Origin of the sequence: Streptomyces sp. CA-251387, assembly GCF_050936625.1 — a bacterium.
Lineage (GTDB): Bacteria > Actinomycetota > Actinomycetes > Streptomycetales > Streptomycetaceae > Streptomyces.
On the sequence record NZ_JBNJMJ010000001.1, the window covers coordinates 7,621,649 to 7,645,171 of the forward strand.

Annotated in this window: 16 protein-coding genes; 6 read left to right on the plus strand and 10 right to left on the minus strand. The window is 71.2% G+C overall.

Annotated features, from left to right (window positions below; genetic code table 11):
• Window positions 1-320: 320 nt before the first annotated feature.
• Both ACQEV2_RS33875 and ACQEV2_RS33880 read right to left on the minus strand, forming a co-directional pair.
• On the minus strand, window positions 321-1,085 hold the full coding sequence (locus tag ACQEV2_RS33875) for a hypothetical protein (protein WP_433050182.1): 765 nt from the start codon (window positions 1,083-1,085) through the stop codon (window positions 321-323).
• A 179-nt stretch (window positions 1,086-1,264) separates the two neighbouring features.
• Entirely contained in the window at window positions 1,265-2,938 is a 1,674-nt protein-coding gene (locus tag ACQEV2_RS33880; RefSeq protein ID WP_433050185.1) for a PucR family transcriptional regulator, read from the minus strand.
• Between the two features lie 376 nt (window positions 2,939-3,314).
• Between ACQEV2_RS33880 and ACQEV2_RS33885 the strand changes: the two genes are divergently transcribed.
• From ACQEV2_RS33885 to ACQEV2_RS33905, 5 genes are all read left to right on the plus strand, one after another.
• Window positions 3,315-4,214: an FAD binding domain-containing protein gene (locus ACQEV2_RS33885; RefSeq protein ID WP_433050188.1), complete on the plus strand. Its 900-nt coding sequence runs from the start codon at window positions 3,315-3,317 to the stop codon at window positions 4,212-4,214.
• Window positions 4,214-4,798, plus strand: a complete 585-nt coding sequence (locus ACQEV2_RS33890; RefSeq protein ID WP_433050191.1) for a (2Fe-2S)-binding protein — start codon at window positions 4,214-4,216, stop codon at window positions 4,796-4,798. The genes ACQEV2_RS33885 and ACQEV2_RS33890 overlap by 1 nt, the downstream gene beginning before the upstream one ends.
• Before the next feature lie 2 nt (window positions 4,799-4,800).
• On the plus strand, window positions 4,801-7,185 hold the full coding sequence (locus tag ACQEV2_RS33895) for a xanthine dehydrogenase family protein molybdopterin-binding subunit (RefSeq protein ID WP_433050194.1): 2,385 nt from the start codon (window positions 4,801-4,803) through the stop codon (window positions 7,183-7,185).
• Window positions 7,186-7,358: 173 nt separating this feature from the next.
• Complete coding sequence (locus ACQEV2_RS33900; RefSeq protein ID WP_433050197.1) at window positions 7,359-8,816, plus strand: NCS2 family permease; 1,458 nt, start codon at window positions 7,359-7,361, stop codon at window positions 8,814-8,816.
• 50 nt (window positions 8,817-8,866) lie between these two features.
• Window positions 8,867-10,024 carry an XdhC family protein gene (locus ACQEV2_RS33905; RefSeq protein WP_433050200.1) on the plus strand — a complete coding sequence of 386 codons (1,158 nt, stop codon included), beginning with the start codon at window positions 8,867-8,869 and terminating at the stop codon, window positions 10,022-10,024.
• 42 nt (window positions 10,025-10,066) lie between these two features.
• Here the strand turns inward: ACQEV2_RS33905 and ACQEV2_RS33910 are convergent, their stop codons facing one another.
• The 4 genes from ACQEV2_RS33910 to ACQEV2_RS33925 form a co-directional block, all read right to left on the minus strand.
• A complete protein-coding gene (locus ACQEV2_RS33910) occupies window positions 10,067-10,549 on the minus strand; it encodes a hypothetical protein (protein WP_433050203.1) in 483 nt (160 codons plus the stop codon).
• A 69-nt stretch (window positions 10,550-10,618) separates the two neighbouring features.
• Window positions 10,619-11,059 carry an SRPBCC family protein gene (locus ACQEV2_RS33915; protein ID WP_433050206.1) on the minus strand — a complete coding sequence of 147 codons (441 nt, stop codon included), beginning with the start codon at window positions 11,057-11,059 and terminating at the stop codon, window positions 10,619-10,621.
• A gap of 42 nt (window positions 11,060-11,101) precedes the next feature.
• Complete coding sequence (locus ACQEV2_RS33920) at window positions 11,102-12,523, minus strand: family 43 glycosylhydrolase (RefSeq protein ID WP_433054983.1); 1,422 nt, start codon at window positions 12,521-12,523, stop codon at window positions 11,102-11,104.
• A 71-nt stretch (window positions 12,524-12,594) separates the two neighbouring features.
• Complete coding sequence (locus tag ACQEV2_RS33925) at window positions 12,595-14,094, minus strand: family 43 glycosylhydrolase (protein ID WP_433050209.1); 1,500 nt, start codon at window positions 14,092-14,094, stop codon at window positions 12,595-12,597.
• A gap of 239 nt (window positions 14,095-14,333) precedes the next feature.
• Here ACQEV2_RS33925 and ACQEV2_RS33930 point away from each other — a divergent pair, with 239 nt between their 5' ends.
• Window positions 14,334-16,337, plus strand: coding sequence for a flavin monoamine oxidase family protein (locus tag ACQEV2_RS33930; protein ID WP_433050211.1), 2,004 nt, complete (start codon window positions 14,334-14,336; stop codon window positions 16,335-16,337).
• A gap of 13 nt (window positions 16,338-16,350) precedes the next feature.
• Here the strand turns inward: ACQEV2_RS33930 and ACQEV2_RS33935 are convergent, their stop codons facing one another.
• From ACQEV2_RS33935 to ACQEV2_RS33950, 4 genes are all read right to left on the minus strand, one after another.
• Complete coding sequence (locus tag ACQEV2_RS33935) at window positions 16,351-19,032, minus strand: SpoIIE family protein phosphatase (protein ID WP_433050214.1); 2,682 nt, start codon at window positions 19,030-19,032, stop codon at window positions 16,351-16,353.
• Window positions 19,033-19,104: 72 nt separating this feature from the next.
• Window positions 19,105-20,241: a PP2C family protein-serine/threonine phosphatase gene (locus ACQEV2_RS33940; RefSeq protein WP_433050217.1), complete on the minus strand. Its 1,137-nt coding sequence runs from the start codon at window positions 20,239-20,241 to the stop codon at window positions 19,105-19,107.
• 102 nt (window positions 20,242-20,343) lie between these two features.
• Entirely contained in the window at window positions 20,344-21,102 is a 759-nt protein-coding gene (locus ACQEV2_RS33945) for an IclR family transcriptional regulator (protein WP_433050220.1), read from the minus strand.
• A 117-nt stretch (window positions 21,103-21,219) separates the two neighbouring features.
• A complete protein-coding gene (locus ACQEV2_RS33950; protein WP_433050222.1) occupies window positions 21,220-23,286 on the minus strand; it encodes a SpoIIE family protein phosphatase in 2,067 nt (688 codons plus the stop codon).
• Window positions 23,287-23,523: the final 237 nt, after the last annotated feature.

The window sequence follows — 23,523 nt, forward strand, 5'->3', positions numbered from 1 at the left end:
TGGCCTTAGGCCAGGAGGTACCGGGTGTTGACGCCGGCCACTGCGGGCGGACACCCCCCGGCACGTCCCCTTCCCGCCGTACGCGACTGCGGCACCAGGACTCCGTCCGTCTTCCACCCACCCCGTGGGCTGCGCATCTGGCGGCGGTCACTCCCCGGCGCCGGTCCGCGTGATTCAGCCCGTCCGGCGTTTGAGGACGAGGCCCCTTCAGGGCCGACGGGGGTCCAGGGGGCGGAGCCCCCCTGGTGGGGTGGAAGGGGCGGAGCCCCTTCGGGATGGGACGGGTAGGGGCGGCGGGGGCGAGGAAATGTGCGGTTGGCTCAGGCGGTGGCTGCCGGGGGCGTGGGGGCCAGTTGGTGGGCCAGCCAGGTGGGGACACCATCCAGGAGGCGGAACAGGCGGCGGGCCTCCTCGCGCAGGCGTGACGCCTCGGGTTCGGACTCGGTGTCGGCCAGGGAGGCGAGCGCGGGCGCCGTACCCACCAGGTAGCCCAGCTCCTCGCGGATGCGGAGGGACTCGGCGAACCCGTGCCGCGCCTCCGCCAACTCACCGTCCCGCAAGGCGAGTCCAGCCAGGTGGCGCCAGGTGAAGGAGAGCAGGAGCGGGTCGGCGTGAGCCGTCGCGCCCGCGTGCGCGCGGCGGTATGCCGCGCGGGCCGCCTGGGGCGAGCGGGCCAGGTTCTCCGCCAGCAGGCCCCGGCGGAAGTCCAGCAACGCCCTCCCCGCCGCCCCCGGAGGGATCAGCGCCGCCGCCCGCCCCAGCGCGGCCCGCGCCTCGTCGGCCCGGTCGCGCACTGAGTGCAACGTCGCCGCATAGGCAAGTTGCCCGCGTTCACAAGCGGCCGCGCCCCGCTCCTCGTCGCTGTGGGCGAGCGCCTCGGCCGTGCGCAGCGCGTCCTCGGCCTCCTCCCAGCCCTGCTCGGTGTACAGGCACCGTTCCACCAGCAGCGCGGCCCGCTGCAGCGCGGCCTGCGCGGTGACCGGCTGGAGCAGGGCCGCCGCGTCCGCCCAGCAGGCGCGTGAGCGCAGCCGCCATACCGCGGTCTGGAGTGGATCGTCACCGGCGGTCGTTCCGTTACCAGACATGGCGGTATCCGCCACCTTGCCCTCCCCGAGCACGCCATCGAGCTGTTGAGTGGTGGCCGCATCTCAGCATGAATCGCCGGGCCCGGCCAAGAGGGTGGGTGAAGGATTTCACAAAGTCGTGGGACAGCGGCGGCACTTGGTGCCATCCCGGGCCGGGGCCCGGGAGACGTGGCGGGGGCTCAACTCATCCGCAATGCCAAGAAGAAATCCAGCTTGTCCTCCAGGCGGGACAGGTCCCGGCTCGTCAACTGCTCGATCCTGCCCACTCGGTAGCGCAGCGTGTTGACGTGCAGGTGGAGACGGGTCGCGCAGCGCGTCCAGGAGCCGTCGCACTCCAGGAAGGCCTCCAGGGTGGGGATCAGCTCGGCGCGGTGGCGGCGGTCGTAGTCCCGGAGGGGATCCAGCAGCCTTGCCGTGAAAGCCCGGCGGACGTCGTCCGGTACGAACGGCAACAGCAACACATGCGACGCCAGCTCCTGGTGTCCCGCCGCGCAGACCCGGCCCGGACGGGCCGCCGCCACCCGGCGGGCGTGGCGGGACTCCTCCAGGGCGCCGCGCAGGCCCTCCGCCGAGTGCACCGCCGCGCTCACGCCGAGCGTGACCCGGCCGTCGTCGTCCAGACCCGCCGCCAGCGGGTCCCGGATGGAGTCGAGGAGCGCGTCGGCGAGGATCCCCGCCTCGGAGCCGTCGTGCTCCGAGGAGACGGCGGGCAGGGGGACCAGGGCGATGGCCTCGTCGCCCGTGTGGGCCACGGCGATGCGGTCGGAGGGTTCCGGGCCGGTCGCGAGCGGGTCCACCAGGACCTCCTCCAGCAGGGACTGGGCGACCGGGCCGGCCTCGATGTCCCCGCCCTCCCACTCGACCCGGGCCACCACCACTTGCCAGTGGGGTGCCGCGCCGAGGCCGGGCAGCAGCACCGGGGCCGCGACCCGCAGGCGCGCCGCGATCTCGGCTGGTGCCGCGCCCGTCTGGACCAGTTCGAGGACTTCCTGTGCGAGGCGGCGGCGGACCGTGCGCGCCGCGTCCCTGCGGTCCCGCTCCACCGCGATCAGCTGGGTGACGCCCTGGAGGAGGTCCAGCCGCTCCTCGGGCCAGTCGCTCGCGTCCGCCTCCACGGCCAGCAGCCAGTCCGACAGGACGGTTTCGCGCACGTCCCGCGCGGCCTGCGGGGAGCGGCCGCTGCTGCGGATCGGGAAGAGGGAGTACGGCGTACTGCCGAGGGTCACTCGGTGCGGGCCGCGGCGGCCCGTGCGGGCGGCCGACAGGTGCTCCGCCGCCAGCCTCCCGCACAGGTCGGCGGGCAGCGCCGGGCCCCCGACCTTCGAACCGGCGATGAGCCGCCCCGTCGGCGACAGCACCCACGCCCGCAGGTCCAGGTCCGAGCCGAGGAGGTCGAGGACCACGTCCGGGCCGCCGCCCGCCGGGCCCGATGTCATCATGCGGCGGTGCCGGTCGACGACGGCCGCGAGATCCCCGGCCCGCTCGCCGCTGACCTGCCGTACGACATGCTCGGTGATCGTCGCGAAGGCCACCGACTCGTGCACGGCGAAGAGCGGCAGCCGGTGGCGGGCGCAGGCCAGGACCAGGTCCTCGGGTACGTCCCCCAGCTCGGCCTCACCGGCCGCCAGCGCGACCACCCCGGACTGCACCAGGAGGCGCACGAACGGCTCGGAGTCCGCGGGGCCCCGGCGCCAGGCCAGCCCCGTGAGGACCAGCTCGCCGCCCGAGAGATAGCGGCTGGGGTCCCTGAGGTCGGTGGTCATCACACCGCGCACGGTGCGGTCCAGCTCGTCCTCGCCGCCGAGCAGCTTGAGGCCCAGCGCGTCGGTGTCCAGCAGTGCGCGCAGCCGCATTCTCGTCGCCGCCGTTCTTTGTCTCGAAATCTACGATGGATCTAGAAGGTCGTGTGATGAGCGGCCCGCCCGGCGGGCCGGTGAACGGTGACCGTCCTCCGCCGGGCCGTGTGCCGGCTGTGTCCCTGGTCACAAGGGCTGTGTCTCACGTTTCCACGGAAAAACGGGGAGGTTACTGGTGACCTCCGTTCATACGAATCTACAAGATGACCGCGCTGGCCAGCCAACTCCTTCATGGTTTCCGTGACTGACCCCGGTGGAGGACGGCGCTGTGTACTGACGTCAATGCGCGTTAACAGCACATGAACGAGCCGGGCCCGCCGCACCAGATCTGGCTCAAACCGTACGACCCACGAGACCAAGAAGAGAGCCGGTCATGGACTTCCTTCGCCCCGCCAGCTGGGAGGAGGCGCTCGCCGCGAAGGCCGAGCACCCCACCGCTGTGCCGATTGCGGGTGGCACCGATGTGATGGTCGAGATCAACTTCGACCACCGCCGGCCCGAGTACCTCCTCGACCTGAACCGCATCGGCGACCTCTACGAGTGGGAGGTCGGCGAGGAGAGCGTGCGGCTCGGGGCTTCGGTGCCGTACAGCAAGATCATGGAGAGCCTGCGCGCCGAGCTGCCGGGCCTGGCTCTCGCCTCGCACACGGTCGCCTCCCCGCAGATCCGCAACCGCGGCGGCGTCGGCGGCAACCTCGGCACCGCCTCCCCGGCGGGTGACGCCCACCCCGCCCTGCTGGCGGCCGGCGCCGAGGTCGAGGTCGAGTCGGTGCGCGGCAGCCGCCGTATCCCGATCGACGAGTTCTACACGGGTGTGAAGCGCAACGCGCTGGCAGCGGACGAGCTGATCCGCGCCGTGCACATCAAGAAGGCCGACGGGCCGCAGCAGTACTCCAAGGTAGGCACCCGCAACGCCATGGTCATCGCCGTGTGCGCGTTCGGGCTCGCGCTGCACCCGCGGACGCGGACCGTCCGTACGGGGATCGGTTCGGCCGCTCCTACGCCCATCCGGGCCAAGGCCGCCGAGGACTTCCTGAACGCGGCGCTCGAAGAGGGCGGCTTCTGGGACAACGGAAAGATCATCACCCCGTCGGTCGCCAAGCAGTTCGCGGACCTGTGCTCCGCCGCCTGCAACCCGATCGACGACGTCCGGGGCACGGCGAGCTACCGCCGCCACGCGGTCGGCATCATGGCCCGCCGCACGCTGACCTGGACCTGGGAGTCGTACCGCGGCACTGACGGCACGACCAATCAGGAAGGGAGTGTCGCCTGATGCGCGTCAACTTCACTGTCAACGGACGTCCGCAGGAAGCCGACGACGTCTGGGAGGGCGAGAGCCTGCTGTACGTGCTGCGCGAGCGGCTCGGTCTGCCGGGCTCCAAGAACGCCTGTGAGCAGGGCGAGTGCGGGTCCTGCACGGTCCGGCTGGACGGCGTGCCGGTGTGTTCCTGCCTGGTCGCCGCCGGTCAGGTCGAGGGCCGCGAGGTCGTGACCGTCGAGGGTCTCGCGGACTTTGCCAAGCAGCGTGCCGAGGGCGGCGGTTGCGCCTCCGGTGCCTGCGGTACGTCGTTGCAGGACGCCCAGCAGTGGGCGGCCAAGGGGCAGGACTCCCAGACCGGCGAGGGCACCGAACTCTCCCCCATCCAGCAGGCGTTCATCGACGCCGGCGCCGTCCAGTGCGGCTTCTGCACGCCGGGTCTGCTGGTCGCCGCCGACGAGATGCTGGAGAACAACCCCAACCCGACCGACGCGGACATCCGCGAGGCCCTGTCGGGCAACCTGTGCCGCTGCACGGGCTACGAGAAGATCATGGACGCGGTCCGCCTGGCGGCCGCCCGGCAGGGAGAGGCGGTCTGAGCATGCCCACCAACGGCGCTCCTACGAAGATCACGCAGGGCTCCCAGACCAAGGGCGGCATCGGTGAGTCGACCCTCCGCCCGGACGGCACCCTCAAGGTCACCGGCGAGTTCGCGTACTCGTCCGACATGTGGCACGAGGACATGCTCTGGGGTCAGATCCTGCGGTCGACCGTCGCGCATGCCGAGATCGTGTCCATCGACACAAGCGAGGCGCTGGCCATGGCGGGCGTCTACGCCGTCATGACGTACGACGACCTGCCGACCGACGTGAAGAACTACGGCCTGGAGATCCAGGACACCCCGGTTCTCGCGCACGGCAAGGTACGCCACCACGGTGAGCCGGTCGCGATCGTCGCCGCCGACCACCCGGAGACGGCCCGCCGCGCCGCCGCCAAGATCAAGGTCGAGTACCGGGAGCTGCCCGTCATCACCGACGAGGCCTCCGCGACCGCCCCGGACGCGATCCTCATCCACGAGAACCGCGACGACCACCACAGCGGCCACGTCCCGCACCCCAACATCGTCCACCGCCAGCCGATCATCCGCGGCAACGCGGAGGAGGCCGCCAAGAAGGCGGACGTGATCGTCAAGGGCGAGTACACCTTCGGCATGCAGGACCAGGCCTTCCTCGGCCCCGAGTCCGGCCTCGCCGTACCGGACGAGGACGGCGGCGTCCACCTCTACATCGCCACCCAGTGGCTGCACTCCGACCTGCGCCAGATCGCGCCCGTGCTCGGCCTGCCCGAGAAGAAGGTGCGGATGACGCTGTCCGGCGTCGGCGGTGCCTTCGGCGGTCGCGAGGACCTGTCGATGCAGATCCACGCCTGTCTGCTGGCACTGCGCACGGGCAAGCCGGTCAAGATCGTCTACAACCGGTTCGAGTCCTTCTTCGGGCACGTCCACCGTCACCCGGCGAAGCTCTACTACGAGCACGGGGCCACCAAGGACGGCAAGCTCACGCACATGAAGTGCCGGATCGTCCTGGACGGCGGCGCCTACGCCTCCGCCTCCCCGGCGGTCGTCGGCAACGCCTCCTCCCTGTCGGTCGGCCCGTACGTGATCGACGACGTGGACATCGAGGCCATCGCCCTCTACACCAACAACCCGCCCTGCGGCGCCATGCGCGGCTTCGGCGCGGTCCAGGCGTGCTTCGCCTACGAGGCGCAGATGGACAAGCTGGCGAAGAAGCTCGGCATGGACCCGGTGGAGTTCCGGCAGCTGAACGCGATGGAGCAGGGCACCATCATGCCGACCGGGCAGCCGGTCGACTCCCCGGCCCCGGTCGCCGAACTCCTGCGCCGCGTCAAGGCGATGCCCATGCCGCCGGAGCGCCAGTGGGAGAGCAGCGAGGGCGCGGACGTACGGCAGCTGCCGGGCGGTCTGTCCAACACCACGCACGGCGAAGGCGTCGTACGCGGCGTCGGCTACGCGGTCGGCATCAAGAACGTCGGCTTCTCCGAGGGCTTCGACGACTACTCCACCGCCAAGGTGCGCATGGAGGTCGTCGGCGGCGAGCCCGTCGCGACCGTGCACACGGCCATGGCGGAGGTCGGCCAGGGCGGCGTCACCGTCCACGCGCAGATCGCCCGCACCGAGCTGGGCGTCACGCAGGTGACGATCCACCCGGCGGACACACAGGTGGGCAGTGCCGGTTCGACGTCGGCCTCGCGGCAGACGTACGTCACCGGCGGCGCCGTCAAGAACTCCTGCGAGCTGGTCCGGGAGAAGGTCCTGGAGATCGGGCGCCGCAAGTTCGGCTCCTACCACCCGGCTTGGGCGACGGCGGAACTGCTGCTGGAGGGTGGCAAGGTCGTCACCGACGGCGGCGAGGTCCTCGCCGATCTGGTGGACGTCCTGGAGGGTGAGGCCGTCGAGGTCGAGGCCGAGTGGCGGCACCGCCCGACCGAGGCCTTCGACCTGCGCACCGGCCAGGGCTTCGGCCACGTCCAGTACTCCTTCGCCGCGCATCGCGCCGTCGTCGAGGTCGACACCGAGCTCGGCCTGGTGAAGGTCATCGAGCTGGCCTGCGCGCAGGACGTCGGCAAGGCGCTCAACCCGCTGTCCGTCATCGGCCAGATCCAGGGCGGTACGACCCAGGGTCTCGGCGTGGCGGTCATGGAGGAGATCGTCGTCGACCCCAAGACGGCGAAGGTGAAGAACCCCTCCTTCACGGACTACCTCATCCCCACGATCCTCGACACGCCGACCATCCCAGTCGACGTGCTCGAACTCGCCGACGACCACGCCCCGTACGGGCTGCGCGGCATCGGCGAGGCCCCCACCCTGTCGTCGACCCCGGCCGTCCTCGCGGCGATCCGGAACGCGACCGGGCTGGAGCTCAACCGCACGCCGGTGCGTCCGGAACACCTCACCGGAACCGCGTGACAGACCCTCCGGGCGGCGCACGGAACGTCACACTCCGCGCCGCCCGGAGTACCCCCCCAGATCGTTCGTCTCGGGCCGTCCCCCGGGTCGTGCGGCCGCAGCACCTTCCCAAATCCCGTAGCCGCCGCGGCGGTTGGTACGGGTGCCCCTTTGAACCTTGGGAGTAGGCCCACATGACCCAGCAGTCACTGGAGCCGGCGACCACAGCCGAAGACGCGGGAGAAGGCACCCGCGTCCCGGCCGGACGGTCCTGGCTCGACCGGTACTTTCACATAACCAAGAGAGGATCCACTCTCGCGCGTGAGGTGCGCGGCGGCGTCACCACCTTCATGGCGATGGCGTACATCCTCCTCCTCAACCCCCTGATCCTGTCCGGCAAGGACGCGGCAGGGGACACGCTCGCCCAGAAGGCCCTCATCACCGCGACCGCGTTCGCGGCGGCCTTCACGACGCTGCTGATGGGCTTCTTCGGCAAGGTGCCGCTCGCCCTCGCCGCCGGCCTCTCCGTCTCCGGCGTGCTCGCCTCGCAGGTCGCCCCGCAGATGACCTGGCCGCAGGCCATGGGCATGTGTGTGATGTACGGCGTCGTCATCATGCTGCTGGTCGTCACCGGCCTGCGCGAGATGATCATGAACGCGATCCCGCTCGCGCTGAAGCACGCGATCACCATGGGCATCGGCCTGTTCGTCGCCCTGATCGGCTTCTACAAGGCCGGCTTCGTGCACCAGGGCGAGGCGACCCCGGTCACCCTCGGCCCGGCCGGCGAACTGGCAGGCTGGCCCGTCCTGCTCTTCGCGGCCACCCTGCTCGCGATCTTCATGCTCCAGGCGCGCGGCATCCCCGGCGCGATCCTGATCGGCATCGTCGGCGGCACCGTCCTCGCCGTCGCCCTCAACGCGTTCGACGTCATCGACCCCAAGCAGTGGGCCAGCGGCGCTCCCGAACTGCACGGCAGCGCGGTGTCCATGCCCGACTTCTCGATCTTCGGCAACGTCGAGTTCGGCGGCTGGGGCGAGGTCGGCGCGATGACGGTCGGCATGATCGTCTTCACCCTCGTGCTCGCCGGGTTCTTCGACGCGATGGCGACGATCATCGGCGTCGGTACCGAGGCCAAGCTGGCCGACGACAAGGGCCGGATGCCGGGACTGTCCAAGGCGCTGTTCATCGATGGCGCGGGCGGTGCGATCGGCGGTGTGTCCGGCGCGTCCGGTCAGACGGTGTTCGTCGAGTCCGCGACCGGCGTCGGCGAGGGTGCCCGTACGGGCCTCTCCTCGGTCGTCACCGGCCTGTTCTTCGCGGCCTGCCTCTTCTTCACCCCGCTGACGGCGATCGTGCCGGGCGAGGTCGCGGCGGCGGCGCTGGTGGTGATCGGCGCCATGATGATGATGAACGCGCGGCACGTGGACTGGTCGGACCGGGCCACCGCGATCCCGGTGTTCCTCACCGTCGTGATCATGCCGTTCACGTACTCGATCACCGCGGGCGTCGCGGCCGGCGTCATCTCCTACGTCGCCATCAAGACCGCTCAGGGCAAGGCCCGGGAGATCGGGGTGTTCATGTGGGCGCTGACAGGCATCTTCCTGGTGTATTTCGCCCTCAATCCCATTGAGAGCTGGCTGGGCGTGCACTAGCCGGTTCTAGCACCGCCCTCCACACAACCGCTGTTCAAGGAGACCGACAGATGTTGGACATCGCCGAGGAGCTGAACCGGTGGGTCGAGCAGGGACGTGACTTCGCCGTGGCCACCGTGGTGGCGGTCGGCGGCAGCGCACCCCGCCAGCCGGGCGCCGCGCTCGCGGTGGACGCCGACGGCACGGCGATCGGCTCGGTCTCCGGCGGTTGTGTGGAGGGCGCGGTCTACGATCTGTGCCAACAGGCGCTGCAGGACGGCGGGACGGTCCTGGAACGCTTCGGCTACAGCGACGAGGACGCCTTCGCGGTCGGCCTGACGTGCGGGGGCATCATCGACATCCTGGTCACGCCGGTCCGGGCCGGGGATCCGGTCCGCCCGGTGCTCGCGTCCGCGCTGCGGGCGGCCGCGGGCCAAGAGGCGACGGCGGTCGCGAGGGTGGTGTCCGGGCCACGGGAGCTGCTCGGCCTGGCACTGCTCGTGCGTCCCGACGGTTCGTACGACGGCGGCTTCGACGCCCACCCCGAGCTGGACCGCACGGTCGCGGCGGAGGCGGGCGCGTTCCTGGACGCCGGCCGCACCGGCACCCTGGAGATCGGCGAACAGGGCTCGCGCTGCGGAGCCCCGCTCACGGTGCTCGTCGAGTCCTCGGTCCCGCCGCCCCGGATGATCGTCTTCGGCGCGATCGACTTCGCGTCGGCGCTGGTGCGGATCGGCAAGTTCCTGAACTACCACGTGACGGTGTGCGACGCCCGCCCCGTCTTCGCGACCAAGGCCCGCTTCCCGGAGGCCGACGAGATCGTCGTGGAGTGGCCGCACAAGTACCTGGAGCGGACGTCCGTGGACGCCCGGACGGTCCTGTGCGTGCTCACGCACGACGCCAAGTTCGACGTACCTCTCCTTCAGCTGGCGTTGCGGCTGCCGGTGGCGTACGTCGGCGCGATGGGGTCCCGCCGTACCCACCTCGACCGGAACGAGAGGCTGCGGGAAGTCGGCGTGACCGAGCTGGAGTTGGCCCGGCTCCGGTCGCCCATCGGCCTCGACCTCGGCGCCCGTACGCCGGAGGAGACGGCCCTGTCGATCGCGTCGGAGATCGTCGCGAACCGGCGGGGTGGCAGCGGGGTTTCACTCACCGGCGCTCACACGCCGATCCATCACGACGCCACGTCCGGGTCGACGCCGGCGGGGCGGATCGGGTCGGTGGCTTGATCGCGTGGCGCTGCCAGAAGCCCCCGCCTGGGCCGGACAGGCTCAGTCGCCCGACTGCCCGAACACCGCGAGGTGGCTCGGCTCGTTGCCGGTGTACAGGACGACGTACAGTCCGGTCCACCGCATCCGGCTCTCGTCGAGGAGCGTCTCGCCGCGCTCGTGCGGCCGGCGGCGCAGCAGGTCCGCGTACGACTCGTCGACCAGTTCCTGGAACCGCTCCGGCGTCGGCCGGTCGCTGCGGAAATGGTGCAGGATCCGGTCGGGCGCAAGGGGGCGCAGGGTCATGTAGTCGTCGGGGTCGAGCTCCGACGGGGCGGCCGTCGTGAGGACGACCCGCTGGATGTCGAGGATCGAGTGCGTCCCCTCCTCACCCATGAAATCCTCGTCCGCCCACAGCTCCCCGATCGACCCGTACTCGTCGTCGTCGCCGTAGAGCTCCTCGAAGACCTCCTCATGCAGTGCTGCCAAGGACGCCTCGACACCACCCCTGTACTCGGTGACGTACGTCCAGCCGCTGGCACCCATCGCGCCACCCTCCCCTGCGAGAACCGTGAGTTCGGCGCAACCCTAGGAGAGGGCACTGACAACGACCGGTCAGGCGGTGCGCAGCAGGCGATTCACGGCACGCCCGAACACATACCGCCCCGTACGCTCCAGCACACCGTCGAAGAGCCCCGGCAGCCACCGCACCCCCAGCTCCTCCCGCCACACCACCCGCGCACGCCCTCCCGGCCCGTGCCGCACCTCGATCTCGGCCCAGCCCCTGACCACCCGGCCCCGCTTCTCCAGCCGGCACAGGCCCGGTGAGTCGCCCTTCGGCGGCTGCCACACGGTCACCTCCATCGGGTCGTCGAAGGAGAGAGGGCCGACCCCCGAGCGGGCCACGACGAGGGTGCCCTCGTGGGTGGGCTCGGGGGTGGTGACCGAGACGCGGGTGAAGGGGACGGCCTCGCCGTGCCGGGGCCACTCCGTCAGGCGGCGCCAGGCCTCGTCCAGGGGGAGCGGAACGGTGCGTTCGACGAGGAAGGTGACCACGGAACGATCTTAAGGAATCAAGGCGTCACCTGGTGAGACGTCTTACTGGGCATAGAACGTGGCGTCCGCTCTGTCCGTCGCAGTGCTCGGAGCCTGCACGTACAGCAGGTATTCGTAGTGCCTGATGTAGCGCCCGGCGTAGTTGTACGACTCGTACGAGACCCCCGCCGAGTCGGACAGCCCGGCCCGCTTGTAGAAGCTCGCGTCCGCCGCGAACTGTGGGGTGCCGTCGTTCTTCTCCAGCCACACCTCGAAGTTCTTGTGCCGCAGGTAGTAGCCGGGGAAGTTGGCCGACTCCAGCGAGACCGTGCCGCTGCCGGTCAGGCTGGTGACGACGCGGAACTGCGAGTCCGCGAGCGGGGAGACGTTGGGCTCGATCTTGGCCCGGTACTCCCAGTGCCGGATGAACCGGTCCGCGACGTTGTACGACGAGAAGCGCTGCGGTGTGACCCCGTCGGCCACCGGGATGCCGAAGTCGGGGGTGCCGTCGGCCTTCCAGTACAGCTTCTGGACGCGGGTGCGGCGGTTGGGGTCGTTGAGCGGGTCGCCGGAGATGTCCTTGTAGCTGCGGTCGTGGTAGACGAGGATGTCGGACTTGCCGTCCTCGGAGACGGTGAAGGAGTTGTGCCCCGGACCGTACTGGCTCGTGCTCGCGTTGCTGGTGAACACCGGCGTGGAACTCTTGCTCCAGTTCGCCGCGTTGAGCAGATCGGCGCTCGCGGACGCGGTCAGCATGCCCAGGCAGTAGTTGCTGTCGGTGGCGCTGGCGGAGTACGTCATGAACACCTTGCCGCCGTGCTGGATGACCGCCGGGCCCTCGTTGACCTTGTAGCCGACCGTCTCCCAGGAGTAGGTGGGACGGGACAGCCGGACCGGAGTACCGGTGATGGTCCAGGGGTTGGCCATCTTCGCGAGGTAGATGTCCGTGTTGTTGTTCACGGATGGGTCGCGCTGGGCCCAGGCCAGATACCGGACCCCGTTCACGACGAAGGTCGTGGCGTCCAGGGAGAAGCTCTCCCACTGGGTCTTGATCTGCCCCTTCTCCGTCCAGGTGGCGGTCAGCGGGTTGGCGCCGGTGCCCTCCAGGACGTACATCCGGATCGCCCAGATGTCGTTGGTGGCCCCGGCGGCGAAGTACACGTACCACTTGCCGTCGATGTAGTGGATCTCGGGCGCCCAGATGTGCGCGCCCATCACGCCGCTGGCGTGCTTGGTCCAGATGGTGACCTCCTGGGCCGTGGACAGGCCCTGGATGGTCGTCGCCCGGCGCAGCACGATGCGGTCGTACTCGGGGACGGTCGCGGTGAAGTAGTAGTAGCCGTCGGTGTGCTTGAAGATGTGCGGGTCGGCCCGCTTCTCGGCGATCGGGTTGGTGTAGGTCACGGCGGGGGAGTCGGGGACGGCTGCCTGGGCCGCGGGGGCGGGCCCGGTGAGGCAGGCCGCGAGGGCGACGAGGACGGCCATGAGCAGCCGTACGGCTATGCGTCTCAAGGGAGTTCTCCGGATCAGAGAAGGGCGATGAGAAGGGCGAGCGATCAGGTGGTGGGGACGAGCTTCCACTGCTGGCAGTTGTTGTTCAGCCACGTCCACTGCCGTACGTCGGTGCCGTTCGCGGTGCCGCAGTCGGCGACGTCGGCGACCTTGCCGGTGGACTCGTTGACGATCCGGACGTGGTCGCCGCTCGCGGTGAAGACCAGGCGGTAGCGCTGGCACTTGTTGTTGAGCCAGGACCACTGCCGGATGTCGGCGCCGTCGGCGGCGGAACATTCGGCGGTGTCCATCACCTTGCCGGTGGCGACGTTGACCAGCCGGTTGGTGTCGTCGCCGAGGTCCTCGACCTTCCACTTCTGGTTGGCCCCGCCGTTGCAGGTCCACTGGAAGATGTTCGTGCCGTCGGCGGTGTTGCCGCCGTTCACGTCGAGGCACTTGCCGCTGCCCCGGTTGACGAGGGTGTACGACGCCGGCGTCGCCGCCGTCTCGCCGGACGGGCCGGGCAGCGTGGTGCCGAGGGCGACAGGGGTGCCGAAGTTCGGGGTGCCGTCGGCGTTCCAGGTGAACTCCTGGGCGCGCGTGGTCCGGCCGTTGCCGCAGCCGCCGTTCGACGCGGAGTTGGCGTGGTAGACGATCCAGTTCTCGGTGCCGTCGGGCGAGGTGAAGAAGCCGTTGTGGCCGGGGCCGTACACGCTGTTGGCGTCACTGCGCTGGAAGACCGGTGTCTGCTTCTTGGTCCAGGAGGCCGGGTTGAGCGGGTCCGTGCCGGTCAGCTCCAGCTGGCCGAGCTTGTAGTCGGCGGTCTGGCAGGAGCTCGCGGAGTAAGTCAGGAAGGTGCGGCCGTCGTGATAGAGCGGCTCGGGGCCCTCGTTGACGGGGTTGCCGGAGCGCTCCCAGTCCAGCGTCGGGCTGGAGATGACGGTGAAGGTGCTGCTCGCGAGGGTGTACGGATTGCTCAGGGGAGCGATGACCAGGCTCTGCGTACTGCCGTTGATGAACCCGCTGCCCATCAGGTACAGCCGGTTGTTGGCCTGCAGCACGCTCGCGTCGATCAGCCAGCCGCCCGGCGTGAGGTTGGAGCCGGTGAGCGAACCCCTGTAGGTGTACGGGCCCATCGGGTCGGTGCCGGCGCTCTCCAGTACGTGGGTGCGCTGGGAGTCGCAGCAGGCGACGCCGCTCTGGCCGGCCGAGTAGTACACGTACCAGTGGCCGTTGAACAGATGCATCTCCGGCGCCCAGAAGTTGGTGTTGCGGGTCGACGTGGTGTCCGACCACACCTGCACGTTGGGCGCGGTGGCGAGGCCCGCGAGAGTCGGCGACTTGCGGATGCCGAGGATGCCGGTGAACGTCGTGGTGATCAGGTAGTAGTTGCCGTCGTGGTACTGCAGCCAGGGATCGGCGCCCTTGAACGACTTCAGCGGGTTGGTGTACGGGCGGCCGTCCGCCGCGGACGCCGGCTGCGTGGTCGCCATCAGGGCCAGGAGCGCGGTGAGCACGCAGAGGATCAGTGATCTGTGGCGTTTCCTGAAGAGCGGATGAGACATCCGGGGCATACGAGACCGTCCCTGTCCGTGATTTCGAACGGAGTTCGTGATTCCGATCGTAATGGGGACACGAAGATAAAAGTGGGCCATGTCCCCGTCAACGGTTTCGTCATCCGCGCTTTACAAACCCGCGTGCGGACGCACGCCCGGCGTGGGGCCGTGATGGTGCGCTTGCCCGTTCAGGTGATGAACCGACGGTTGCCCTACCGGCCCTCCTTCCGCCCCCGTATCCAGGGCATATGGACAATCACCGTGCGCCTGTCGGCTCAACTCCCGTCTCCCGGCGGCGATTCACGACCGCATCCGCCACGACGGCCGCGCTGGCCGCGTTAACTCCCACCGTGGCCGCCGCCGCACCCGCCGTCCCCCAACAGGCCCCGCACCGGCCGCGGTCCACCGCCGACTGGGACACCTGCCTGGCCGTCGCCCGCGCCCTCCTCGTGGTCGACGACCAGGACCGGGCGCTGGTGCCGACGTACCGGAAGATCCTCGATTCCGGGCTCCCGCGCGCGAAGACGAAGACGGCGAAGAAGATCCTCGTCGTCGGCGCCGGACCCGCCGGCCTGGTCGCCGCCTGGCTGCTGAAGCGGGCCGGGCACCACGTCACGCTCGTCGAGGCCAACGGCAACCGCGTCGGCGGCCGTATCAAGACCTTCCGCACCGGCGGGCACGAGCACGCGGCGCAGGCCTTCGCCGATCCGGCCCAGTACGCGGAGGCCGGCGCCATGCGCATCCCCGGCAGCCATCCGCTGGTGATGAGCCTGATCGACCAGCTCGGCGTCAAACGCCGCCGGTTCCACCTCGTCGACGTCGACGGCGAGGGCAAGCCCGTCAACCACGCCTGGCTCCACGTCAACGGCATCCGCGTGCGCCGCTCCGAGTACGCCAGGTCGCCCCGCAGGATCAACCGCTCCTTCGGCGTGCCCCGCGCGTACTGGGACACACCCTCCTCGACCATCCTGCGCCGCGCCCTGGACCCCGTGCGCGACGAGTTCAGCACCGTCGGGCCGGACGGCAAGCGGGTCGACAAGCCGATGCCCGAGCGGGTGCGGGGCTGGGCACGGGTCGTGCAGAAGTACGGCGACTGGTCGATGTACCGGTTCCTCACCGAGGAGGCGGGTTTCGACGAACGGACCATCGATCTGATCGGCACCCTGGAGAACCTCACCTCGCGGCTGCCGCTGTCCTTCATCCACAGCTTCATCAGCCAGTCGCTGATCAGCCCCGACACCGCGTTCTGGGAGTTGGTCGGCGGCACGGCGACACTGCCGGACGCGTTGCTGAAGGAGGTCGCCGACGTCCTCCGCCTCGACCGGCGGGCGACCCACGTCGAGTACTGGGCCCCCGGCCGGCCCGGCGCCGACGACACCTCCCACGTCCGCGCCGACGGCCCGCACGTCTGGATCGACACCGTCTCCGAGGGACGCGACGGCAAGGTCGTGCGCGAGCAGTTCACCGGGGACCTCGCCATCGTCACCGTGCCGTTCTCGGGGCTCCGGCAGGTGCAGGTCAGCCCGCTGATGTCGTACAAGAAACGGCGGGCGGTCGCCGAGCTGCACTACGACAGCGCGACCAAGGTGCTGCTCGAGTTCAGCCGCCGCTGGTGGGAGTTCACCGAGGCCGACTGGAAACGGGAGCTCGACGCCGTACGGCCCGGCCTCTACGACGACTACCGCAAGGGCAAGGCCCCCGCCGACGGCAGCCTTCTCGGCGCCCATCCCTCCGTCCCGCGCGGCCACATCAGCGACGCGCAGCGCGCCCACTACGCCGCCAACCGCTGGGCCACCCGCGACCAGCCGGAGGCGGCGCACATCATCGGCGGCGGCTCGGTCTCCGACAACTCCAACCGCTTCATGATCAACCCTTCCCATCCGGTCGACGGCAGCAAGGGCGGTGTCGTCCTCGCCTCCTACAGCTGGGCCGACGACGCCTCCCGCTGGGACTCCCTCGACGAGGACGCCCGCTACCCGCACGCGCTGCGGGGCCTGCAACAGGTCTACGGCCAGCGCGTCGAGGTCTTCTACACCGGCGCCGGGCGCACACAGAGCTGGCTGCGCGATCCGTACGCGTACGGCGAGGCATCCGTGCTCCTCCCCGGCCAGCACACGGAGCTGCTGGAAGCCATCCGTGCCCCCGAGGGTCCGCTGTACTTCGCCGGGGACCACACGTCGGTCAAGCCGTCGTGGATCGAGGGCGCCCTTGAGTCGGGGGTGCGGGCGGCGCTGGAGGCGCACGGGGACTGAGGCGCCGCAGGACTCAGACGCCCAGGGGCTGTTCCGTCCAGATCACCTTGCCGTGCGCCGTGTAGCGGGTGCCCCACCGCTCGGCGAACTGCGCCACCAGGAACAGCCCCCGGCCGCCCTCGTCCGTCGTGGCCGCGCTGCGCAGATGCGGTGCGGTACTGCTGGCGTCGGAGACCTCGCAGATCAGGGCGCGGTCGCGGATCAGACGGACCCGGATGGGGCCGGTGGCGTGGCGGAGGGCGTTCGTGACCAGCTCGCTGAGGATCAGCTCGGTCGTGAACGCCTCCTCCGTCAGCCCCCAGTCGTCCAGCGTCCGGGTGGCCGCCGCCCGGACCCGGGCCACGGCGGAGGGGTCGTCCGGGACGTCCCAGGTCGCCGCGCGGTCGGCGGGCAGCAGTCGCGTCCGGGCGACGACGAGAGCGACGTCGTCGCGCGGCCGCTCGGACAGCAGGGCACCCAGGACCGCCATGCACGTCTCCTCCGGCGTCCGGCCGTGCGTCGGAGGCGCCGCGGCGAGCGCCCCGCGCAGTCGCTCCAGTCCCTCGTCGATGTCCCGCCCCTGGTCCTCGACCAGCCCGTCCGTGTACAGGACCAGCCCACTGCCCTCGGGCAGCCGCAGCTCCGTCGCCTCGAAGGGCAGGCTGCCGCCCAGGCCCAGCGGCGGCCCGCCGGGGACGGCGGGGAACTCGACGTGGCCGTCGGGGTGGACGAGGGCCGGTTCGAGATGGCCGGCGCGGGAGAGGCTGCACAGCCCGGAGGACGGGTCGTACACGGCGTACAGGCAGGTCGCTCCGGTGACGGGCGCGCGCTCGCCGTCGTGCAGGACGTCGCCCTCGTCCTGGTCGATACGGGCGACCAACTCGTCCAGGTGGCCGAGGAGTTCGTCGGGCGGGAGGTCCAGGGTGGAGAAGTTGTGGACCGCGGTGCGCAGCCGCCCCATGGTGGCCGCCGCGTGCAGTCCGTGCCCTACGACGTCCCCCACGACCAGCGCCACCCGCGCCCCCGGCAGCGGGATGACGTCGAACCAGTCGCCGCCGACCCCGCCCTGCGCCGCCTGCGCGGGCAGATAGCGGTAGGCGACGTCCAGGGCGCTCTGGTCGGGCAGGGCCCGGGGCAGCAGGCTGCGCTGGAGCGTGACCGACAGGGTGTGCTCGCGCGTGTAGCGGCGGGCGTTGTCGATGCTGACGGCGGCCCGCGCCACCAGCTCCTCGGCGAGGGAGACGTCGTCCGGCTCGAAAGGCTCGGGCCGGTCGGCGCGCCAGAAGGTGGCCATGCCCATGATGACGCCACGGGCGCGCAGCGGGACGGTGAGCATCGTGTGGATCCCGAAGTCCACGATCTTGCGCGCGTTCTCGGGATCCTGCTCCTGCCAGCCGGAGAAGGCGGGCATGTCCGCCTCCAGCACGGTCTGGCCCGTGCCGAACCCGAAGGCCTGCGGGGTGGTCGGGGCGAAGTGGATCAGCTCGTCGATGGGATAGAGCGGGCTGCCCTCCCGCACGCCACGGAACGCGACCCGGCGCATGTCCGTGCGGCCCACCTTCGGCTCCTCGCCGCGCAGCACCGGGTCCGCCAGATCGACGCTGACGAAGTCCGCGAACCGCGGCACCGCGAAGTCGGCCAGCTCCTGCGAGGTGCGCGTGACGTCGAGGGTGGTGCCGATCTCCAGTCCCGCGTCGTACAGCAGCTTCAGCCGCTCCTGCGCCACGTCCGCACGGCCGGTCAGCGTCCGCAGTTCCGTGGTGTCCCGCAGCGTCGCCACGCTGCCGGGCGGCCCGCCGTCCCGGTCGGTCGCCCGCTGGCTGACGGCGAGCAGACGGCCCCGGGCCAGGTGCACCTCGTCGGTGGCGTCCCGCCCGGAGGCGAACAGCTGGGCGAGGTCGCTCCCGATGCCCAGCTCGCGGCAGCGCCGGCCCTCCGCGTCCGGGGCCAGCCCGAGCAGCCGGCGCGCCTCGTCGTTGGCCAGGGCCAGCCGCCGCTTGCCGTCCAGGATCAGCACGCCCTCCCGTACGGCATGCAGGACGGCGTCGTGATGCTCGTACATCCGTGTCATCTCGGCGGGCCCCAGCCCATGGGTCTGCCGCAGCAGCCGCCGGCTGACCAGCGCGGTCCCGGCGGTGGCCACGGCGAGCGCGACCGCCGCCGAGCCGATCAGCACCGGCAGATGCTGATCGACGAACCCGCCGACGCGGTCCAGCGTCACCCCGGCGGCCACCAGCCCCACGACCCGGCCGTCGCCGTCGGTCACGGGGACCACGGCCCGCACGGACCGCCCCAGCGTTCCGGTGTACGTCTCCCGCACGACTCCGCCCGCGGCGGCCGGGGCGATGGTGCCGATGAAGTGCTTGCCGATCTGGTCCGGGTCGGGGTGGGTGTAGCGGATCCCGTCCCTGGTCATCACGACGATGAAGTCGACGTCCGTGGCCTCGCGCGCCGCCTCGGCACGCGGCTGGAGCACCGCGGTCGGATCCGGGGCCGCCAGGGCCTCGGCGATGCCCGGCGCATGCGCGAAGGCCTCGGCCACGGCGAGGGACCGGTTGCCGGCCTCCCGTTTGCTGTCGGCGCGAACCTGCAGCACGAGGGCCACCACCGCGGCGACGACGAGGAGCACGACGATCGCCGCCTGCAGCACGAAGACCTGCCGGGCGACGGTACGCGCGCTCAACAGCGAGCGCAGGCGGCCGAGGATTCCGGCCATGCCTCATTTCTAACACGGGGGCGCTCCGCCAGGAGGGCGGTGGGGAGAGTGCCGCGTTCTGCCGTCTTTCGTCTACCGCGGCGTCGTGGCTGGTCGCGCAGTTCCCCGCGCCCCTGAGGCGGGTGCAGGCACCTGGGGCGGTATGCACAGCAGCAACAGGGCCGCGTCGTCGTGCAGCTGGCCGCCCACATGGTTCAGCAGTTCGTCGTGGAGGGCGGTCACGGTGCGGGACGGCTCGTCGCAGGTGTGGCGGGCCAGGCCCTCGGCGAGGGGGTAGAACTCGCGGTCGCGGTTGCGGGCCTCCGTGACGCCGTCGGTGTAGAGCAGCAGCTGGTCGCCGTCGGCGAAGGGCAGTACCTGCAGGGCGGGGGTCTCGCCCGAGAGGGTGCGCAGGCCGAGGGGCGGGGCCGGACGGTCCGGCTCGACCGGCACCACGACGGAGTCGCGCACCAGCAGCGGCGGCGCATGGCCGCAGTTGACGACCTCCAGCTGCCCGTCCCCGGGGTACCCGGCGACCACGGCGGTGACGAAGTCGTCGCTGCCCAGGTTGCGCGCCAGGCTCCGCTCGATCCGCGCGACGACGGCGAGGAGATCGGGCTCGTCGTGGGCGGCCTCCCGGAAGACACCCAGCACCAGCGCGGCGGTCCCCACGGCCGGCAGCCCCTTGCCGCGCACATCGCCGACGATCAGCCTGACCCCGTACGGCGTGGACACGAGCGCGTAGAGATCGCCGCCGATCCGGGCCTCCGCCGCGGCGGCGCTGTAGCGGACGGCCACCCGGAACGGCCCGACCGTGGCCGGTATGGGCTGGAGCAGGGCGTGCTGGGCGGCCTCGGCGACGGAGCGGACCGCCGCCAGCACCCGCTCGCGCCGTCCGCGCAGCGCGCTGGTCAGGGCGCACGCCAGGGTGACCACCAGCAGGGCGGCCAGTGCGACCGCCAGCTCGCTGGCATCCGCGGCGCCGCCGCGGATACCGAGGGTCACGCTCAGGGCGGCGGCGAGCAGGCCCACGTACAGGACGCCGCGCGGCCCGCAGGTGGTGGCGGCGAGCGCGGGACCCGTGGCGAGCAGCGGCACCCAGGTCATCCCCGATCCGCCGATGAGATCGAAGAACACGAGGGCGGAGACGATCAGGATGGGCAGTACGGGCGCAGCCGCGCCCAGTCGCCTCGGCCAGTGGTCACGGCCGTGGTGGAGGGCCTCGCTCATGTCTTGTCCGCTGTCCTCACCTGTGTGCGGGGGCTTACGCCCGTGAAATGTCCGGTTTATTTAGGAAATCGGTTCGGTCCGGACGGGACAAGGACGGCATTTTCAGATAGTGAGCGAGAGGCCCCTGGTGACGCGGCTCGCGGTGGGGATCAGCCGCGCTGTGATCTCCTCCAGCCGGGAGCGCCGGTCGGCCCGCAGTGAGACGCCGAGCGAGCCGAGGGTCGTCCCGCTGTACACGGGCACCGCGACGCAGACCGTGCCGAGGGAGTACTCCTCCATGTCCGTCACGGCCGGGGCCATCGGCGAGGCGTCGAGCCGCCGGAGCAGGTCACGCGTGTCGGTGATAGTCCTGGGTGTGAGGTCGGCGAGCGCATGCCGGGACAGGTACTCCTTGCGTGACTCCTCGTCCAGCTCGCGCAGGACCGACTTGCCCAGCGCCGTGGCGTGCCCCGCGTCCTCGAACCCCACCCATAGGTCGACCCGGGGGGCACGCGGGCCGTCGACGATCTCGGCGACCCGGATCTCGCCCTCCTCGTAGAAGGTGAGGTAGGCGGCGGTGTGCAGTTCGTCCCGCAGCGCGGCGAGCGTGGGACGGATCCGGCTGAGCAGCGCCTGGGTGCGGCCCGCCGTGTGCAGCGTCTGGAGCCGCTCGCCCAGGATGAACCCGCCGTCGTCGAGCTTGCGCACATATCCGTCGTGGACCAGCGTCCGCAGCAGGTGATACGTCGTGGCCAGCGGCAGGCCTGCCTCCCGTGCGAGTTGCTTCGCCGGCGCGCCGTTCTCGTGCGCGCTCACCACCTCCAGCAGGCGGAAGGCCCGCTGTACCGAGTTGATGAGCGTGGGGCCGCTCTGCGCACCCATACGACCAGCGTGCGCCGGGCGCACGGCGCGGGCAAGACGTGCACGGCCCCGGAACGGGACGGCCCCGGAACGGGACGGCCGCGGGTCGGGACGCTCGAGGGTCGGGACGGACTCCGGCTACAGGACCCGCGCGACGAGCAGGGCGACGTCGTCGTGGTCGTCGGGGTGGCGCAGCCCGTACAGCAGGAGGTCGCAGGTCTCCTCCAGCGGCCTGCGGGGTTCGTCGAGGAAGCCGAGGAGGACGTTCAGGCGGTCGTCGATGGGGTGGTGCCGGGTCTCGACGAGGCCGTCGGTGTACAGGACCAGCAGATCGCCGGGGCCGAGGTCGACCGAGGTGGTCTCGAACGGGATGCCGCCGACGCCGAGCGGGGCTCCGGTGGGCAGGTCGAGCAGTTCGGGCGGCCGGTCCGGGTGGGCCAGCGCGGGCGGCATGTGCCCGGCGTTGGCGATGTGGCACCGACGCGTGCGGGAGTCGTACACGGCGTACAGGCAGGTGACGATGTAGTGCTCCAGATCGCAGGTGATCTTGTCCAGGTGCTGGAGCACGGCGCCGGGATCGAGGTCGAGGTCCGCGTAGGCGACGGTGGCGGTGCGCAGCCGGCCCATGGTGGCGGCGGCGTCGATGCCGTTGCCCATGACGTCGCCGACGACCAGGGCGGTCCTGTCCTCGGTCAGCGGCAGGACGTCGTACCAGTCCCCGCCGACCTCGCTGGTGGCCTGGGCGGGCTGGTAGCGGGAGGCGAGCTCCAGGCCGGGGTGGTGCGGCGGGTGGTCGGGCAGCAGGCTGCGCTGGAGGGTGAGGGCGGTGTTGCGCACGCTCTGGAACCAGCGGGCGTTGTCGATGGCCACGGCGGCTCGGCTGGCCAGCTCACTGGCCAGGACGACGTCGTCGTCGTCGAACGGCACGGGGTTGCGGGTGCGCTTCAGGTCCAGGGCGCCGAGCACCTCGCCGTGGGCGATCAGCGGCACCGCCAGATACGAGTGGACGCCGGCCCGGGCCAGCAGGGAGGTGGCCTCCGGGTCCCGGGCGATGCGCGGCAGATCGTGCGGGCCGACATGGCGCACCAGCACCGGGCGGGCGGTGTGCACGCAGAGGGTGACCAGGCGGTCGCCCTCGTAGGCGGCGAGGTCTCCGGGCGGGTCGGCGGCGCGCAGGGCCACGCTGGGATACGCCGACTTCAGGGCGAGGGCGCGGAACAGCTCGGGGCCGTTGTCAGGTTTGCGCTTGCGGCGGCAGGCCAGGGCGGAGTCCAGGATGTCCACGGCGACCACGTCGGCCAGCTCGGGCGTGGCGACCTCCGCCAGTTCGTGGGCGGTCCGCTCCACCTCCAGCGTGGTGCCCACGCGGGTGGAGGCGTCGGCGATGAGGGCGAGGCGCCGCCGCGCCCGGTCGGCCTCGGCGGCCGCGCGGTGCCGCTCGGTGACGTCGACGAACGAGATGGCCGCGCCCAGGATCCGCCCGCCGGGGTCCTCCAGCCGGTAGAACGACAGCGACCAGGCGTGCTCGTGTTCGGGATCGGCCGGCGGGCGGCCCACGTGGTACTGGTCGAGCAGCGGGGTGCCGGTGGTGAGCACCTGGCGCAGCGCGGACTCGATGGTGTCGATGTCGGGCAGCGGCAGGGTCTCCCGCAGCCGGCGGCCGATGTGGTCCTCGGCCGGGGTGGCGTCGATGCGCTCCAGCGCCGGGTTGACCAGCAGATAGTGCAGATCGGGGTCGAGCAGGGCGAGACCGATCGGGGACTGGTTGATCAGCCGCTCGCACAGCGCCAGGTCGGTCTCGACGCGCTGGAGCAGGGAGTGGTCGGCCGCGATGCCCAGGGCGTAGACGTCCCCGAGATCGTCCAGCAGCCGCATGTTGCGGAACTCCGTCAGCCGGGTGCTGCCGTCCTTGTGCCGGATGGGGAAGGCACCGGCCCAGCTCCGGCCGGTCTTCAGCACCTCGGCGAACAGCTTCGCCACCGCCGGCAGATGTTCGGGGTGGATGAACAGCCGCGCCGCATGGGTGCCGAGGGCCTCCTCGGAGGTGTAGCCGAAGAGCTCCTCGGCCTGCGGGGTCCAGAACACGATGCGCCCGTCGGCGTCCACGACCACCGCGGCCACGCTCAGCACGTCCAGCAGGCCGATCGGGCGGGACGCCTCGGGGCCGTACTCGTCTCGGTTGGACTCGAAAGATTCGGCTGTCATCCCAGCTCCTCCGCCACCGGCCGGCCGGGCCCGCCGACCTCGGCCATACACCCCCGGGTACCACGGCTGGGACGGCCGGCACTTCCATGCTCCCTCCGCTCCTCCGCCGTGCCCACCGCTCCGGTCCGTCCGCCGCGCGCCCGGCGCGGAGAGGGAGGCCGGAGAGGAGACGGAGGGCACGGGGCCCTCGGCCCCGTGCACATCCGGCGGACAAGCAGGAACATGGTCGTGTACGGG